This window comes from Oenococcus kitaharae DSM 17330 (assembly GCF_000241055.1).
In the GTDB taxonomy this organism is placed as follows: domain Bacteria; phylum Bacillota; class Bacilli; order Lactobacillales; family Lactobacillaceae; genus Oenococcus; species Oenococcus kitaharae.
In genome coordinates this window covers 1,381,458-1,397,648 of sequence record NZ_CM001398.1, presented here as the reverse complement: position 1 = coordinate 1,397,648, position 16,191 = coordinate 1,381,458, and the positions used below count along the sequence as shown (strand labels likewise).

Genomic DNA, 16,191 nt, shown 5'->3' with positions numbered 1-16,191 from the left:
TATGTATGCCAATGATTAAAATTGTAACGGACTCATCTGCTGCGTTAACAGATGAAGAAATACAAAAATACGATATCAGTGTTGTGCCGCTTCAAGTAACAATCGATGATGAAAATTATTTAGAGGGTGTTGATATTACCCGTGAAGCATTTTTCAAAAAGATGGAGACCGAAAAAAAGCTTCCTACATCAAGTCAGCCGGCTGTTATTAATTTTTATGATGCTTATGAAAACATTCTTAATCGCTATCCCAGTGCTCAGATATTGAGTATTCACATGAGTTTGGGCCTATCAGGGACGGGTCAGACAGCTGCGGCTGTGGCAAAGGATTTTCCTGGAAAAGTTACTTTTTTGGATTCGCATTCGATCGATCGCGGCTTGTCTTTTCAGGTTCTGACGGCCGCAAAAATGGCGGAGGAAGGCAAGACAATTCCAGAAATCGAACAGGTACTGGCTAAAATTAAAGACCAGACACGAATCTACCTCAGCCTAGAATCGTTAAAAAACTTGATTGCTGGCGGCCGCATCAGCCGCGCCAGCGGTTTAGTCGGTTCTCTTTTGAATATTAAGGTCGGAATTGAATTTATCGATGATTCAATTAAGACGATTTCGAAGGGTCGGGGCGAGAAATCCATCAATCAGTTTTTTGACCAGGTCATTGCAGGTATGCAGAAATTACACAAAATTTCTGAAATTGGTATTTCGCATGTTGATGCTGAGATCAAGGCCAGTGAGATGGCGAAACGTTTGCACAATTTGTTTCCCGATACACCTATTGTGAAGATGGGTACTGCACCGATCATTGCAACACACACTGGTATTGGTACACTCTGCATTCTGTATTATGGTGAGTAATTGCGGAATTTTTTAAAAATTTGTCTGGCATTTATCTTTGGTATTTTTGTGATCTTGGCGTTGGGCTTTTTTTTCGTATCTAAAAATCCAGTTAATCATCCAATTCGCAGCTCTGATAAACACCATATTTTTGTCGTTTTCTTAGGCGACTCCTTAACCTACGGCGTTGGCGACCAAACAAGAGAACAAGGCTACACAGGCAGAACAATCAAGTTATTGGAAAAAACTTTTCCAGAATACCGTTTCAGCTTTAAAAACTTTGGTAAACCTGGCGATCGATCCGACCAAATTCTAAAACGCCTTAATCATTCAACTGAACAGCAAGCAGCGGTCAAAAAAGCTGATGCAGTGGTTATGACGGTTGGTGGCAATGATTTAAGGCAGCAATTTATGCGTTATGCCAATGCCCCAGATAAAATCCAGCTTAGTCGAGACATTCGACAAGGAGAAGACCGCTACAAACAGTCTTTGACCAGCTTATTGAGCCGCATACATGAATTACGAACACAAGCACCTTTATTTCTATTTGGAAATTACAATCCGATTTTTGTGAATACTGCCAGTCGAAACGATATCAATCAAGATGTTCAAGGCTATAATGCCATCAATAAACAATTAGCCGAGTCTCAGCAAGGCGGCCATTATCTTTCAGTCTTCCGGCAGCTGACTTATGGCCAATATCAAGGCAGAACACAAATCAAACAATTGGTCAAAGAGGATCGTATCTACAATGGCCAGTTAGCTAATCCGCTCCAATCTGCCTTGTTAAGGGGCAGAGATAAAATTAAAAACAATTACATCTCGTCTGCTGATCATTTTCATCCAAATAACTTGGGGTACGATTATATGTCAAAGACGCTATTTAATTCGATGCGAGAAAATAATCAATGGCAAAAGAAATAAAAAAAAGAAGAGGCGTTTGGTTTTGGGCTTTTTGGGTCTTATTATTGACACTCCTGCTATCGGTTGTGCTGGTTCTCACGGCGCTTTTCCGAGTTGGGGACCAAAGCGGGTTTTCAAGCCGGCCCTTTGCACGAAGCCAGGCCAGTTTTGATGTTGTGCTGACTCGGACTCAGGTAAATGCTATTTCTGCTAAATTTTTAAAAGAACAGAAAATCAAGAATTTATCTTTGGATGTCGGTGCTCAGCAGGCGGATCTTTATGGCAGCGTCAAATTTTTAGGCAGCAATATCAATGTTGGTGTAGCCTTCACGCCAAGTGTTGCACCAGACGGCAGTATCCTTTTAAGAGCCAAAAGGCTGGTAGCCGGGTCTATGCCTTTACCAATTTCTTTTGTGTTGCGTTATATTGGTTCAGCGGCTAATTTACCAAAGTTTGTTAACATTAATGCCGCCAAGAAAACCATTAGAATTGATATTAGCAGGATGAAGACGGGCAGACTTTTGACTTTCAAAGCTAAAACAATTGATTTAAAGAAGGACAAAATTATTTTTCAGGGTGATTTAAAATGAGAAGCCGAAGTTTTTATCAGTGGTTAATGACACAAAGAAAGCCAGAGGACGCCGATGAAGTACAGGAGTTTGCCAACGCAGCTTTTTACGACACGGCTTTTCCAAAACAATCACAGGATTTTGACGAAGTTTCGAAATACTTGGAAGAAAATGGCAGTTACTTGATGAGTATGCAGATTTTTGACGAAGCTTGGCGCCGTTTTTTGGCATCAGAGGAGGAATTATGACACAACAAATTCAGTGGTTTCCCGGCCATATGGCCAAGACGATCCGCGAAATCGGCGAACAGATGAAGCTGGTTGATTTTAGTTTGGAAATTGTTGACGCACGGGCACCAGAATCGACACAAAATCCGCAGATCATGGATTCAATCTCTGTCAAACCAGTCTTTTTGATCTTGAACAAAATCGATTTAGCTGATGCCCGCCAGGTTCACAAGTTCGTTGCTGCCAATAAAGATAAGTTTGCCGGTATTTTGACCACTGATGCAAAAATGGGTCTATTATCCAAGGACTTTCTTAGGCAGCTCAAAACGAATCCAGTCTATGCCAAAATGGTTGAAAATAAAAAAGCCGCCAGTCTAAAAGCGCTGGTTGTTGGGACTCCAAACGTTGGAAAATCCACTTTTATCAATCATTTAGCTGGTAAAAATATTGCTCGTACGGCCAATACGCCTGGCGTAACACGTTTTCTGTACTGGATCAGAACCAAATATGATCTTGATTTTTTGGATACACCAGGTCTGCTGTGGCCAAAATTCGAAAATCAGGAAATCGGTACCAAAATTGGTATTCTCGGTGGTATCAAAGATACGCTATTAGCTCCGGATGATTTAGCTCTGTGGCTGATCTCGTTTATCCAGAAAAATTATCCAACAGTTATTGCGACAAGATATAAAATCAGTCATTTTCCGCTTGATAATCCGATTGCTGCATTGATGTCAATAACGAGTCAGCTTGGCATGCGTCAAGACTTTGAAAAAGCCAGTCTGAAAATTATTAATGACTTTCGCTCCGGCAAATTCGGCCAAATCTCGCTTGACTTTTATGGTGATGATTACATTGAGAATTGATTAAATGAAAATAGCTGACATACGCGCTGATTTCCCAGCGCGTTTTCAATTTGAAAATGAATTAAAAACGGCCGGTTTTCCAATCGTTGCCGGAATTGATGAAGTTGGCCGCGGCTGTGTCGCCGGGCCAGTGATTGCCTGTGCCTGCATTCTTCCGGCCGATTTTTCCCTGGCCGAAACTTTTGATTCAAAGAGTCTCACTAAAACTAGGCGTCTAGCTATTGAAGCGGAGCTGAAAAAGTCGGTTTTGGACTTTGCATTTGGTGAAGTGTCAGCCGCTGAAATTGATCGAATTAATATTTATCAAGCAGCCAGGCAAGCAATGAAAAAAGCCGTTTTGGCACTGCATACTGAACCATCTGCTTTAGTGATTGATGCAATGTCTGTCGATTTGCCCCTTAAACAAGTCAAAATCATCCATGGCGACCGATTATCGAATTCAATTGCAGCAGCTTCGATTCTTGCAAAGGGCCACAGGGACCGAATCATGGCCAAAATGGCTGAAAAATACCCTGGCTACGGCTTTGAACGTAACGTTGGGTATTTGACAAAGGAAGGTAAGAAAGCGCTTTTAGAGTACGGAATCACGCCAATACATAGAAAATCATTTGCACCAGTTTCGAATCTGTTGAAATAAAACGTAATACAAAGCAGGAGGCAACATGAGGCTTAGAGAATACCTGCTGCTTTTGCATACCGTTTTAACGACGCCAAAGCAAGAACATTTTATTTATGACTATCTCGTTAATAATCAGATCGCGGAGAAAGATTTGCCGCTGGGGCGGGCCGCATTTACAGATTTATTGATGAAGTATGATAACTACCACTTTTTGCAAACGTCTATTGTGAATGATTATATGACATTAGCTGAAAATTTTGTGAATTTCAAAGAGAAATATGCGCAATTTCCATTTCTAGCCATTTGCGACCGGCAATATCCTCGACAATTGAGAGAATCCTACGAAGCACCTGTGATTCTGTTTTACCAAGGTGATCTTGAATATTTATCTGCACCTTTGCTGACAATTGTCGGGACGAGAACAATGTCGGATTATGGCCGAAAGACCCTAGAGTCGTTCATACCAAAACTGGCTGCTTCTGGTGTCACGATTGTGTCAGGCTTAGCAAAGGGCATAGATGCCTACGCACAACAGCTGGCGTTAGCAGAAAACGGCAGGACAATTGCGGTAATCGGAAATGGTCTGGATATTTGTTATCCTGCTGAAAATCGAGATCTGCAGCATCGCATTGCTGAAAATGGTTTGTTATTATCAGAATATTTCCCAGAAACTAGGCCTAAACAGCATCATTTTCCGGCTAGAAATCGCATTTTGGCAGCTTTATCGTCAGCAACTCTTGTCATCGAAGCACAAGAACGTTCTGGCAGCCTGATCACTGCTGCATATGCAACACAGGAAAATAGGAACGTATTGGCAGTCCCTGGAAACATCAATGGCAGCTGTTCTGCGGGCACAAATCAGCTCATTGCAGCAGGTGCTCGTCCCGCTTTGAAACTCGATGATATTTTAAATGAAATCATCTGTTACTAATATAGATACTTGACAGCTAGTGTAGACTGATATTCGTGGTAACTAAAAAAACAAAAGCAAAAAAACTGGTCATCGTTGAAAGCCCGGCCAAGGCACGCACGATTGAAAATTACCTAGGCAAAGATTATGAGGTTTTAGCCTCAATGGGCCACATTCGCGATTTACCCAAATCTCAGCTTGGTGTTGATACAGCTAATAATTATGAGCCAAGATATATCAATATTCGCGGTAAAGCACCGCTGATCAATTCCTTGAAAAAGGCTGCTAAGGCTGCATCAGCTGTTTACGTGGCTTCTGATCCGGATCGTGAAGGCGAAGCAATCGCTTGGCATTTGGGACATATTCTCGGACTTCCAGAGGATGGCAAGAACCGTGTTACTTTTAACGAAATCACAAAACCTGCTGTCAAAGAAGCCTTTAAGCATCCCCGCAGTATTGAACATGATTTGGTCGATGCTCAGCAGGCGAGACGCGTATTAGACCGTTTAGTCGGTTATTCAATTAGTCCGATTCTTTGGCAAAAAGTCAAACGCGGTTTATCAGCGGGTCGTGTACAATCCGTTGCGCTAGGATTAATTCTCGATAAAGAGAAAGAGATTTCGGCATTTGTGCCTGAGGAATATTGGAGTTTAGCAGCGATATTCAAAGCAGGCAGACAAGAATTTTCAGCCGATTTCTATGGCTTGAACGGCAAAAAGACCAAATTAGAAAAACAGACTGCCGTTGCTGAAGTTCTCAAGCAGATTGATACAAAAAAAGATTTTGAAATTAGTGATCTGCAAACTAAAGAATCAAAAAGGAATGCACCAAACCCGTTTACGACCTCGACTTTGCAGCAGACGGCCAACTCGCAGTTGAATTTTCACGCTCGCAAAACGATGCAGATTGCCCAAGGCTTGTACGAAGGAATCAGCTTACCGAAAGTCGGACATGTTGGTTTGATTACGTATATGCGTACCGATTCTACTCGCTTGTCGCAAACTGCACAAGAAATGGCAAAGGACTTTATCTTGGCCGAATATGGTGAGAATTACTATCATCGTCATAATTTGGTTAAAAAATCAGATTCGATTCAAGATGCCCACGAAGCTGTACGGCCAACGGATGTTAAGCGTACGCCCGAATCTTTGAAAACGATTCTAACGCGCGACCAGTACCGACTTTATAATCTCATCTGGTCACGATTTGTCGCTAGTCAAATGAGCGAACAAAGGCTCGAAAATCAATCACTCATGATTGTTCAAAAGCAAGCAACTTGGCGGGCAACAGGCATCAAGGTTCTGTTTGATGGCTGGACGAAAGTGATGAAGACATCATCGACGAAAAATAATATTTTGCCAGCATTAAAGATTGGTGATCATGTGCAAATGGTCTCTAACCTGCCTGAACAGCATTTTACCCAGCCGCCGGCACGATACACTGAAGCAACTCTGATCCGTGCATTAGAGGAACTTGGCGTTGGACGTCCTTCCACTTATGCGCCAACTATGGATACGCTGCAAAGACGCGGTTATATCGGTTTTGATCAGAAGAAAATTGTGCCGACCGATTTGGGCGATATTGTTCAAGGCGTGGTCGTTAAATCTTTTCCAGAAGTGACTGATAAAAAATTCACCTCCAAGATTGAAAGCGAGCTGGATAAAGTCGAGACTGGCAGTGCAAAATGGCAAAAAGTAATCGATGAATTCTATCGGCCTTTCAGCAAAGAAGTTGATGCAGCCGTTGAAAACTTGGAAAAAGTACCAATCTATGATCGGATCGCGCCGGAATTATGTGATAACTGCGGCGGCTTGATGGTTATTCGACGGTCCAGGAGAGGTGAATTCTACGCCTGTGCACGTTTTCCTGACTGTCATGGGACCAAGTCAATTGTTGAACAAATCGGCATGAAGTGTCCGAAATGCGGTATTGGCGATGTGGTTGTCAAGCATACAAAACGCGGCCGTGTCTTTTATGGCTGCTCGCGTTATCCAGAATGTGATTTTGCCAGCTGGACAAAGCCGAAGCCGGCTGAAGATAGCGATGACACAAAGACAGAAGTAAAAAGCAGTAATTAAAAACCTCTCATTTTAAAAATGAGAGGTTTTTTCTAGCAAGCATGGAGCATGATTACCAGTTGCCGTTTATAAAAGCCTGCGTCGCTGTGATGACAATATAGATCGTCAAGCCTGTAAACAAAGTGACAACTAGAATCCTGATCGGGTGTCGTGCTGCCCTTACTACTGGCTGCATCATATTTTGATTGACGAATGAGTCAAGAATTGACAACTGTTTTCTGACTGCTGGTTCAAGTTGGACGGCAAGGTTTTTTCCCATTAAGGCAAGTGTTCTGCTCAGTGCTTGAGTTTGAACTGCAGCCCAGGAGGCAAAGAGATTAATTTGTCTGGCAATATTTGTCAGACTGTTTTTGAAATATGCCGATCTTGCCCAAAAAGCTGAAAAACTCGTGGCCGCCGTCGGCAGGGCGGCTGCAAAAGCCGGTGCAGGTGTTTGGGCGATAGCAGCTAATTGCGCATTATGTTTCATCCGATCCGTAAAATTCACTTGCGCAATCAGGCAATGGTCATATATATCAACTGTCTTTTGCCGAAAAAGATGCAGTTTCTCGAGCGCATTATTTTTCCACAGCTCGCTGCTTAAACGGATGTTTTCTACTGGATTAATAGATGAAATTTCTGTCATAATCGAGCCTCTAACAGAATCTTATCGGTGTTTAACGATCCTGGGCTGGCAGATTAAAAACGCTTAATGACTTTTACCAATTCATAAGATAAAAGGACAAATGGGGCACAATAGCCGACTGGCATTTATAATGGTTGCAATGGCAAATTACGAAGAACAAATGATGCTTTACCGCGACTATCTTTTGTCAGAACGCCAATATTCCAAGAAAACTGCCCAAGCCTATCTTTCTGATATTCAAGAATTTGTCCATTTTTTTGATCAAAATGGGGGATTTAAGCAGTTTTCCAAGATCGATAGATTTGACGTCCGTATTTTTTTGAATCGCTTGTATGAGATGCATCTTGCCAAAAGCACAATTGCGCGCAAAATATCAAGTTTGCGCACATTTTACGGCTTCTTGCTTGACAATGATTTATTAACTCAAAATCCATTCTTTGGGATTGAATTTAGATCAAAAAATAAGAAGCTGCCTCAATTCCTTTATCCTAATGAGATCTTGGACTACTTGCATAGTGCCGGCAGCCTTGAGGATGCAGAGCATTTGCGGGATTTGGCACTGGTAGAATTGCTTTATGCGAGCGGGATGCGAATTTTTGAACTAACCAATCTCACGTTTCCACAAATTGATTTTGCAAACCGAATGCTGAATATTATTGGAAAAGGCAATAAACAACGGATTATTCCTTTTGGGAAACCGGCTGCTCAAGCGCTTCAAAAATATTTCCCTTGGCGCCAGGAACAAATGACAAAATTCGGCCAGCAGCACGATTTTGTCTTCATTAATACTCGAGGCCGGCAGATGACCGAAACTGGTGCTGAATATATTCTTAAACAAATTTCTAAAAGATCGACGCTCACCGGTTCAGTTCATCCCCACATGCTGCGGCATTCGTTTGCAACGCACATGCTGAATAATGGTGCTGATATCCGAACTGTCCAAGAACTGCTGGGGCATGCGAGCTTATCAACAACACAAATCTACACACATATCACAACGAAAAACCTGCAGGAAAGTTACGAAAAATTTTTCGATCGGGCTAAAATAAAACATGATGACTGAATATAAACTAACTAACAATTTTCTAAGGGTGACAATTTCCTCGGCCGGTGCCGAAGTCACTTCCGTCAAAGCCGCAAATGGCGGTTACGAATATTTATGGCAGGCAGATCCGAAAGTTTGGAAGCGGCATGCACCTATTTTGTTTCCAATCGTTGGGCGTCTTCAAGATGACAGCTACCTTTATGAGGGTAAACGATATCATATGTCCCAGCATGGTTTTGCCCGTGATTTTGACTGGCAGCTTGTATCTCAGGACGATGAAAGTTTGACATTAGGTTTTCAATCGAACCCTGAAACATTAGTAAAATATCCCTTTGATTTTGCGTTGGAAGCGCATTATGAGCTGGTCGGTTTTCAGTTACGCGTAACTTATCAGGTCGCTAATCGCAGTGACCGCATAATGCCTTTTTCTATTGGCGGGCATCCTGCCTTCAATGCCGATTTCAGTGATGCACAAACAAGCGTCACAGCCAATGAACAGACTTTCACACGTTACGTATTGGCTGGTAATTATTTGAATCCTCAGCCGATTGGCAAATTTAGTTTTTCATCCGTTCACAAAATTCAACGATCGGATTTTATTAATGACGCGATCATTTTAAAAGCCGACAAGCCTTATACTGAGTTGTTTTTACAGGCTAATATGAAAAAAGACGACCCAAGCCAGAGAAGTGCTCGGATCGCCGTTGCGGCTGAAAATGTTGATTTCTTCGGGATTTGGTCAAAAAGCTCTCAAGGCGCAAATTTTGTAGCTTTGGAACCATGGTGGGGTGTGGCAGACACAACCGACAGTGACCAGCAGTTCGATCACAAACTCGCAATCAAAAAACTGCCAGCAGGTGAAAAACAGTTTTTCAATTATTCAATGAGTTTTCTTTGATGACCAGTAGGGGAAACCGAAGGGTATTTTCGATTCGCTGCCATTTTTGATGCGTTTGATATTTTCCCGGTGCGCATAGATCGTGACAGCACAGGCAATCACACAAATAACTGATAGAAATAGATCACCGATAAAAAACGAATAAATGGTGCCGAGAACAAAACTCGTGATTGATGCAAGACTCATTGTCGACGTCAGCAAGAGCGTGATAAGCAGGATCACAGCGCAGACTAGCAAGAATTGCCAATTATAGCCCAGCATTACGCCTGCCGTGGTTGCGACAGCTTTTCCGCCATGAAAATGCATAAAAATAGAGAAGCAGTGCCCGAGCACGGCAACAAGGCCGAAAATTAATGGATTAACACCATGAAAGCCCAGCATTCCCGGTAATAAAGTAGCAACAGTTCCCTTTGCAATGTCCAAAATCATGACAACAATACCAGCTTTTACTCCAAGTGTGCGAAAGGCATTGGTCGTCCCGATATTTCCGGACCCCATATCACGAATATCCTCATGATAAAAAATTTTTCCAATCCAGTAGCCTGACATGATGGAACCGATCAAATAGGCTAGGATTATATAGATTATTGCTTTGAAAATCACTCAATAAGTATAGCGTGCTTTTTGTTTGACTTGCAAAAAATAACTCAAATAGTGTATCTTTACAAACTGATAGCGAATGAATGTTCGCACGGGTGGCTATGACGCAAAAAAACACAAACACATACGACGAATCAGATATTAAAATTTTAGAGGGCCTGGAGGCTGTTCGTGTCCGTCCTGGCATGTATATCGGCTCGACTGACAGCCGAGGTTTGCACCATTTAGTATGGGAAATTGTTGACAACGCTGTTGATGAAATTCTGGCTGGATTTGGCGACAGCATTCAAGTCACGATCCATAGGGATAATTCAATCACAGTTGTTGATCACGGTCGTGGTATGCCGGTGGGGATGCATGCATCAGGCAAGCCGACACCCGAGGTCATTTTGACTGTTTTGCATGCTGGTGGAAAATTCGGCCAAGGCGGTTACAAAACATCCGGCGGACTGCATGGTGTCGGTTCTTCTGTCGTTAATGCTTTATCTGAAAGCCTTACGGTGGAGATCAATCGTGATGGCTACAAGTATCGTGAGCACTTTATTAATGGCGGACATCCGGACGGCAGCCTGAAAAAGATTGGTAAAACGCGCGACCAGACTGGCACGACGATCACTTTCAAGCCTGATCCAAAGATTTTTTCAACAACAACATATAAATTTCAAACAATTTCCGACCGTTTGCGCGAATCAGCTTTTTTGCTTAAGGGTATTCGCATTGTTCTCACAGATGAACGAACAGAGCCATCGACGGTAGAAGAATTCTGTTACAAGGATGGCATTAAAGAATTTGTCAGTTATTTAAATGAAGGAAAGTCGGTTATCGGCAACATTATGTATTTTGATGGCAGCCAGCAGGGAATCGAGGTCGAGGTTGCTGCTCAGTATAATGATGGTTATTCCGAAACGCTGCTCTCTTTTGTCAATAACGTCCACACACCGGATGGCGGAACTCATGAGACTGGTTTTAGAACCGCTTGGACAAAAGCTTTTAATGACTACGCACGTAAAATTGGTCTTTTAAAAGAAAAAGATGCCAATTTCGAAGGTTCTGACGTCCGTGAAGGGCTGGCAGTCGTGATTAATCTGCGAATCCCTGAAGATATTCTGCAATTTGAAGGCCAGACCAAAGAGAAATTGGGCACAATGGAAGCAAGATCGGCCGTGGATTCTGTTTTATCCGAACAGCTGGGCCGCTATTTGATGGAGAACGGTGATTTTGCTCAAAATCTGGTTCGAAAGGCGCTTCGTGCTCGTGAAGCCCGACAGGCCGCAAGAAAAGCGCGTGATGAATCACGCAGCGGCAAAAAGAAAAAGGGCAAGGAACATTTGCTGTCTGGTAAATTAACACCTGCTCAATCTAAAGATGCATCGAAAAACGAACTTTTTCTCGTCGAAGGTGACTCGGCTGGCGGGTCAGCCAAGCAAGGACGAGCCCGTAAGTTCCAGGCTGTGCTGCCTTTAAGAGGCAAAGTCCTAAACACAGAAAAAGCAAGTCTAGACGAATTGCTGAAAAATGAAGAAATCAGCACAATGATTTACACAATCGGAGCGGGAGTCGGATCCGATTTCAGTTTGAAAGACGCTGCCTATAATAAAGTAATTATTATGACCGATGCCGATGATGATGGTGCCCACATTCAGACCTTGCTGCTGACTTTCTTTTACAAATATATGCGGCCGCTTGTCGAAGCTGGCCGTGTCTACATTGCACTGCCGCCTCTGTACAAGGTCACAGCAGGCAGCGGCAAACGTAAAACTGAAGATTTTGCCTGGACTAATGAGCAACTGGCCGATTTGACGAAAAAAGCTGCACGCGGTTATGCGATTACACGTTATAAGGGGCTTGGCGAGATGGATGCCAGCCTACTTTGGGAAACAACTATGGATCCTGACCATCGTACTTTGATCCGTGTCCGGATTGAAGATGCTGCTTTAGCTGAAAAGCGGGTCACGGTGTTAATGGGTGACCAAGTAGCACCGAGAAGAAAATGGATCGAAGACAATGTCGCATTCTCTTTGGATGAAGCCGGGTCGATTTTAGACACAGTCAACGGTAATGATGGGACCTATCACCCGAAACTTAACGAAAAGGAGCCTGTTTGATGGCAGATGAAAGCCGAATTCAAGAATTAAGCCTCGAAGATGTCATGGGCGAACGCTTTGGCCGCTATTCTAAATACATTATTCAAGAGCGTGCCTTACCAGATATCCGTGATGGTTTAAAACCGGTTCAGCGGCGAATTCTGTTTGCCATGAATGAGGACGGAAATACCTTCGAGCATGCATATCGCAAATCAGCTAAAGCTGTCGGCAACGTCATGGGCAACTATCACCCCCACGGTGATTCGTCAATTTACGATGCTTTGGTCCGTATGAGTCAAAGCTGGAAAATGCGTGAACCCTTAATTGACATGAACGGTAATAATGGGTCAATTGATAACGACCCACCAGCAGCAATGCGTTATACCGAAGCGCGTTTATCTAAAATTGCTGGCGAAATGTTGTCTGATTTGGATCGTCAAGCCGTTGATATGGTCTTGAATTTCGATGACACACGTTATGAACCAACGGTTCTGCCCAGTCGTATTCCCAATCTGCTGGTCAATGGCGCTTCAGGCATTTCTGCCGGTTATGCGACGGAAATCCCACCGCACAATTTAGGCGAAATCATCAGTGCTTTGATTTACCTGCTGGCACATCCTGCAGCTTCATTGGAAGATCTGATGCAGTTTGTCAAAGGGCCTGATTTTCCGACTGGCGGGATTATTCAAGGCTTGGGCGGGATTAAAGACGCTTATACGACCGGCCATGGCAAAATTTATATTCGCGCTCGGACAGAAATCAAAAAAATGAAAGCCGGCAAACAGCAGATTGCTATTACTGAATTGCCCTATGAAGTCAATAAATCGGCACTAGTTGCTAAAATTGATGAAATTCGCGTTAATAAAGACGTTAACGGCATTAGTGAAGTTCGAGACGATACTAGTCGTGAGGGGCTCTTGATTGTCATCGAGCTAACCAAGGATGCCGATGCAAATGGTATTTTGAACTACCTGTTTAAGAAAACGGATTTGCAAGTTGCTTATAACTTTAATATGACAGCTATTGCACATCAGCGCCCTGTCTCCGTTGGATTAAAGCAGGCTTTGGCAGCTTTTCTGGAATTCCGAAAAGAAGTTATTTATCGCCGGACTGATTTTGATCTGAAAAAGGCCCAAGCGCGGCAGCATATTGTCGAAGGCTTGATCAAAATGCTGAGTATTTTAGATGAGGTTGTGGCCACAATCCGTGCTTCAGAAAGCCGCAAAGACGCCAAAGACAATCTGGTTAAAAAATTCGATTTTTCTCAAGCTCAGGCAGAAGCGATTGTAACATTACAGCTTTATCGTTTAACCAACACAGATGTGACAGCTTTGCAGCAGGAACACGATCAACTAACTCAGCAGATTAATGAGTTTAATCTCATCTTAAATGAGCCGCGCGAACTCAATAAAGTGCTGAAAAAAGAACTGCAAGAGATTGACAAGAGCTATAGCAATCCGCGAAAGAGTGAAGTCCAAGCGGAAGTTGCACAGCTCAAAATCAAGACCTCGGTTATGATTGCCGATGAGGACGTTGTTGTCCAAATAACAAAGAACGGTTATGCCAAACGTGCTTCTTTTCGTTCATACAAGGCCAGTGATGAAAACGGCCTGACTGATGACGATTACGCTGTTTACCTGGCTAAAGTGAATACTTTAAGCCATTTGTTCATTTTCACGAGCAAGGGCAACATGATTTATCGGCCAGTACATGAATTGGCCGATACGAAATGGAAAGATGTCGGTGAACATCTTTCTCAAGAGATTTCCGGCCTTGCTCCCGATGAAAACATCGTCCAGGTTTTCGATTTGCCTGATCTAAAAGGGCAGGGCAGCTTTGTTTTGACCAGCAGCGATGCCTTTATCAAACAGGTCAGCCAGCAAGATCTTTTACCAAGCAAATACTATAAAAAACGTGCCAGCAAGGCGATAACGATCAAAGGCGATAACAAACTTGTCTCTGTTCAATTAGCTGCTACACAGGATTTCTTAGCAATTATGGCCAGCCAAAAAGGTTATCTGTATAAGTTTCCACTGAGTGAGATCACCCAAATGACTGCCAAGTCTAGTGGTGGAAAACCCGCCAAGATTGGCAAAAAAGATGCTATTGTGGCGATGACATTGATATCTGACTCGGATCTCGTGGCTTTGATGAATGACAGAGGCCATCTGAAAATTCTGAATCCTCTGGAAATTCCGATCTCCACAAATGATTCCGTTCAGCGTGCCGAAACAATTTTCATGTCAGACGATTTGATCGCTGGTATGACAGCTATTGCCGATAAAGGCAAAACGCAGCTGCAGGCGCTTACTTCCGACAATCAGGTCATCGATTTCTTTGCAAATGCCGATAACTTGGGTGGATTAGACGATGACTTTAAAAGAAAAGTCAAAGTCGAAAAAAATAGTATGATTATAAAAGTGAGATTAAAACAAGAGGTTATAGATTAAATGGCGAAAGAATTAGTTTTTGGGCATCAGAATCCTGATACAGATGCAATTGCAGCTGCAATTGCAGCATCTTATTATCTAAATAAAAAAGGGATGGACACAGAGGCTGTCGCACTTGGCAAACCTAACGACGAAACAAAATTCGCTCTGGACTATTTTAAAGTACAAGCACCACGTGTGATTGAAAAGGCTGACACAAAAGAAGTTGTCTTAGTTGATCATAATGAGGCGGCACAATCAGTTTCTAATATTGCCGACCTGACAGTTACACATGTTTTTGACCATCATAAGATTGATTTCAAAACAAGCGCACCACTGTTTTACCATGCTGAAGCACTTGGTTCTACATCGACAATTCTGTTCACTTTCTTTGAGAGAGATGGTATTGAGATTCCAAAACCAATTGCAGGTATGATGCTGTCAGCTTTAATTTCGGATACTTTGCTGCTGAAAAGCCCGACAACCACAGATGTTGACCGCAAAATCATTGGTAAGCTGGCTGCACAAGCAGGTGTTTCGGATATTGACGATTTCGGTATTCACCTACTCAAGGCTGGTACGAATCTTTCGAAGAAGACTGATAAAGAATTAATTGATGGTGATGCCAAGAGTTTTGAGCTGGCTGGCAAGACGCTGAGAATCGGTCAAGTGAATACTGTTGATATTCCAGAAGTCCTGACACGCAAGGACGGCATTAAAAAAGAAATCGAAGCTGAGATTGCTAGTGATGGCTACAACGGCTTTCTGTTTGTTATCACAGATATTCTGAATTCAAACTCTAAAGCACTTTATTATGGTTCGGATGAAGATAAAATTGCTGCCGCCTTTGGTCAGACACTCACGGCCAATTCATTGGATCTTCCTGGTGTCGTTTCACGGAAGAAACAAGTCGTACCACCGATCACCGAGCAGTTCAAATAAGCAAATTAATTGAACTTGCACTTTACAAGTAATTTTAGCTTGTGTATAATATTTGCTTGTACTGATTGACTTTCGTTAAATAGAATTTTAGGAGAAAAAATGGCAGGAAAAGGACAAAGAGATCACGTCGTTCTTGGGAACGACAAGACGGGCGAACGCATTTATTTGACGAGCAAGAATCGTCGCAATACGCCTGATAGACTTGTTTTGAAGAAGTATTCACCAAAATTGCGTCAAGTTGTTGAATTTAAGGAGGTGAAGTAATGGCTAAAAAGTCCAAGATCGAAAAAGAAAAGAAGATCGAAGCTACAGTTGCTAAGTTCGCTGCTAAGCGTGCTGCATTAAAGGCTGCTGGCGACTATCAAGCATTAGCAAAGCTTCCTCGTAATGCATCACCAGTGCGCGCACATAATCGTGATTTGACCGATGGTCGTCCGCATGCATATATGCGTGGATTCGGTTTGAGTCGTTTGAACTTCCGCCAATTGGCACATAAGGGTCAGTTGCCTGGCGTTCGTAAAGCAAGTTGGTAATTCTAAAAACACCAAATTTCTTTTAAGAGT

Annotated in this window: 17 protein-coding genes; 15 read left to right on the top strand and 2 right to left on the bottom strand. The window is 42.8% G+C overall.

Features of this window, described 5'->3' with window-relative positions:
* Positions 1 to 5: 5 nt before the first annotated feature.
* The 8 genes from OKIT_RS07010 to topA are packed head-to-tail and all read left to right on the top strand — an operon-like array spanning position 6 to position 7,005.
* On the top strand, positions 6 to 854 hold the full coding sequence (locus OKIT_RS07010) for a fatty acid kinase binding subunit FakB (protein ID WP_007746480.1): 849 nt from the start codon (positions 6 to 8) through the stop codon (positions 852 to 854).
* Positions 855 to 1,757, top strand: a complete 903-nt coding sequence (locus tag OKIT_RS07005) for a GDSL-type esterase/lipase family protein (RefSeq protein WP_007746478.1) — start codon at positions 855 to 857, stop codon at positions 1,755 to 1,757.
* Positions 1,742 to 2,326, top strand: coding sequence for a YpmS family protein (locus tag OKIT_RS07000; RefSeq protein WP_007746477.1), 585 nt, complete (start codon positions 1,742 to 1,744; stop codon positions 2,324 to 2,326). Before OKIT_RS07005 ends, OKIT_RS07000 begins: the two co-directional genes overlap by 16 nt.
* Positions 2,323 to 2,553, top strand: coding sequence for a YozE family protein (locus OKIT_RS06995; protein WP_007746476.1), 231 nt, complete (start codon positions 2,323 to 2,325; stop codon positions 2,551 to 2,553). The genes OKIT_RS07000 and OKIT_RS06995 overlap by 4 nt, the downstream gene beginning before the upstream one ends.
* Positions 2,550 to 3,398, top strand: a complete 849-nt coding sequence (gene ylqF, locus OKIT_RS06990; protein WP_007746474.1) for a ribosome biogenesis GTPase YlqF — start codon at positions 2,550 to 2,552, stop codon at positions 3,396 to 3,398. The genes OKIT_RS06995 and ylqF overlap by 4 nt, the downstream gene beginning before the upstream one ends.
* 4 nt (positions 3,399 to 3,402) lie before the next feature.
* Positions 3,403 to 4,035: a ribonuclease HII gene (locus tag OKIT_RS06985; RefSeq protein WP_007746473.1), complete on the top strand. Its 633-nt coding sequence runs from the start codon at positions 3,403 to 3,405 to the stop codon at positions 4,033 to 4,035.
* A gap of 25 nt (positions 4,036 to 4,060) precedes the next feature.
* On the top strand, positions 4,061 to 4,948 hold the full coding sequence (gene dprA / locus OKIT_RS06980) for a DNA-processing protein DprA (RefSeq protein WP_007746466.1): 888 nt from the start codon (positions 4,061 to 4,063) through the stop codon (positions 4,946 to 4,948).
* A 35-nt stretch (positions 4,949 to 4,983) separates the two neighbouring features.
* Entirely contained in the window at positions 4,984 to 7,005 is a 2,022-nt protein-coding gene (topA, locus tag OKIT_RS06975; RefSeq protein ID WP_007746465.1) for a type I DNA topoisomerase, read from the top strand.
* A 52-nt stretch (positions 7,006 to 7,057) separates the two neighbouring features.
* Here topA and OKIT_RS09415 read toward each other — a convergent pair whose 3' ends face one another.
* Positions 7,058 to 7,630 (bottom strand): hypothetical protein, encoded by a 573-nt coding sequence (locus tag OKIT_RS09415; RefSeq protein WP_007746464.1) that lies wholly within the window; start codon positions 7,628 to 7,630, stop codon positions 7,058 to 7,060.
* Positions 7,631 to 7,760: 130 nt separating this feature from the next.
* On the opposite strand from OKIT_RS09415, the gene xerC reads away from it, so the two are divergent.
* Positions 7,761 to 8,693 carry a tyrosine recombinase XerC gene (gene xerC / locus OKIT_RS06965; RefSeq protein ID WP_007746463.1) on the top strand — a complete coding sequence of 311 codons (933 nt, stop codon included), beginning with the start codon at positions 7,761 to 7,763 and terminating at the stop codon, positions 8,691 to 8,693.
* Positions 8,686 to 9,573, top strand: coding sequence for an aldose 1-epimerase family protein (locus OKIT_RS06960; protein WP_050804103.1), 888 nt, complete (start codon positions 8,686 to 8,688; stop codon positions 9,571 to 9,573). The genes xerC and OKIT_RS06960 overlap by 8 nt, the downstream gene beginning before the upstream one ends.
* Here the strand turns inward: OKIT_RS06960 and plsY are convergent.
* Positions 9,556 to 10,176 carry a glycerol-3-phosphate 1-O-acyltransferase PlsY gene (gene plsY / locus OKIT_RS06955; protein ID WP_028291718.1) on the bottom strand — a complete coding sequence of 207 codons (621 nt, stop codon included), beginning with the start codon at positions 10,174 to 10,176 and terminating at the stop codon, positions 9,556 to 9,558. The genes OKIT_RS06960 and plsY overlap by 18 nt on opposite strands.
* 80 nt (positions 10,177 to 10,256) lie before the next feature.
* On the opposite strand from plsY, the gene parE reads away from it, so the two are divergent.
* From parE to rpsN, 5 genes are all read left to right on the top strand, one after another.
* A complete protein-coding gene (parE, locus tag OKIT_RS06950; protein ID WP_028291719.1) occupies positions 10,257 to 12,278 on the top strand; it encodes a DNA topoisomerase IV subunit B in 2,022 nt (673 codons plus the stop codon).
* Positions 12,278 to 14,707, top strand: coding sequence for a DNA topoisomerase IV subunit A (gene parC / locus OKIT_RS06945; protein ID WP_007746458.1), 2,430 nt, complete (start codon positions 12,278 to 12,280; stop codon positions 14,705 to 14,707). The genes parE and parC overlap by 1 nt, the downstream gene beginning before the upstream one ends.
* Positions 14,708 to 15,628 (top strand): manganese-dependent inorganic pyrophosphatase, encoded by a 921-nt coding sequence (locus OKIT_RS06940; RefSeq protein ID WP_007746457.1) that lies wholly within the window; start codon positions 14,708 to 14,710, stop codon positions 15,626 to 15,628.
* Between the two features lie 99 nt (positions 15,629 to 15,727).
* Complete coding sequence (gene rpmG, locus OKIT_RS06935) at positions 15,728 to 15,892, top strand: 50S ribosomal protein L33 (protein WP_007746456.1); 165 nt, start codon at positions 15,728 to 15,730, stop codon at positions 15,890 to 15,892.
* On the top strand, positions 15,892 to 16,161 hold the full coding sequence (gene rpsN / locus OKIT_RS06930; RefSeq protein WP_007746454.1) for a 30S ribosomal protein S14: 270 nt from the start codon (positions 15,892 to 15,894) through the stop codon (positions 16,159 to 16,161). The genes rpmG and rpsN overlap by 1 nt, the downstream gene beginning before the upstream one ends.
* Positions 16,162 to 16,191 lie beyond the last annotated feature (30 nt).

Coding starts and splice junctions, on each gene's coding strand:
- OKIT_RS07010 (WP_007746480.1), top strand. CDS start 6: ATGCCAATGATTAAAATTGTAACGGACTCATCTGCTGCGTTAACAGAT.
- OKIT_RS07000 (WP_007746477.1), top strand. CDS start 1,742: ATGGCAAAAGAAATAAAAAAAAGAAGAGGCGTTTGGTTTTGGGCTTTT.
- OKIT_RS06995 (WP_007746476.1), top strand. CDS start 2,323: ATGAGAAGCCGAAGTTTTTATCAGTGGTTAATGACACAAAGAAAGCCA.
- ylqF (WP_007746474.1), top strand. CDS start 2,550: ATGACACAACAAATTCAGTGGTTTCCCGGCCATATGGCCAAGACGATC.
- OKIT_RS06985 (WP_007746473.1), top strand. CDS start 3,403: ATGAAAATAGCTGACATACGCGCTGATTTCCCAGCGCGTTTTCAATTT.
- dprA (WP_007746466.1), top strand. CDS start 4,061: ATGAGGCTTAGAGAATACCTGCTGCTTTTGCATACCGTTTTAACGACG.
- OKIT_RS09415 (WP_007746464.1), bottom strand. CDS start 7,630: ATGACAGAAATTTCATCTATTAATCCAGTAGAAAACATCCGTTTAAGC.
- xerC (WP_007746463.1), top strand. CDS start 7,761: ATGGTTGCAATGGCAAATTACGAAGAACAAATGATGCTTTACCGCGAC.
- OKIT_RS06960 (WP_050804103.1), top strand. CDS start 8,686: ATGACTGAATATAAACTAACTAACAATTTTCTAAGGGTGACAATTTCC.
- parE (WP_028291719.1), top strand. CDS start 10,257: ATGTTCGCACGGGTGGCTATGACGCAAAAAAACACAAACACATACGAC.
- parC (WP_007746458.1), top strand. CDS start 12,278: ATGGCAGATGAAAGCCGAATTCAAGAATTAAGCCTCGAAGATGTCATG.
- OKIT_RS06940 (WP_007746457.1), top strand. CDS start 14,708: ATGGCGAAAGAATTAGTTTTTGGGCATCAGAATCCTGATACAGATGCA.
- rpmG (WP_007746456.1), top strand. CDS start 15,728: ATGGCAGGAAAAGGACAAAGAGATCACGTCGTTCTTGGGAACGACAAG.
- rpsN (WP_007746454.1), top strand. CDS start 15,892: ATGGCTAAAAAGTCCAAGATCGAAAAAGAAAAGAAGATCGAAGCTACA.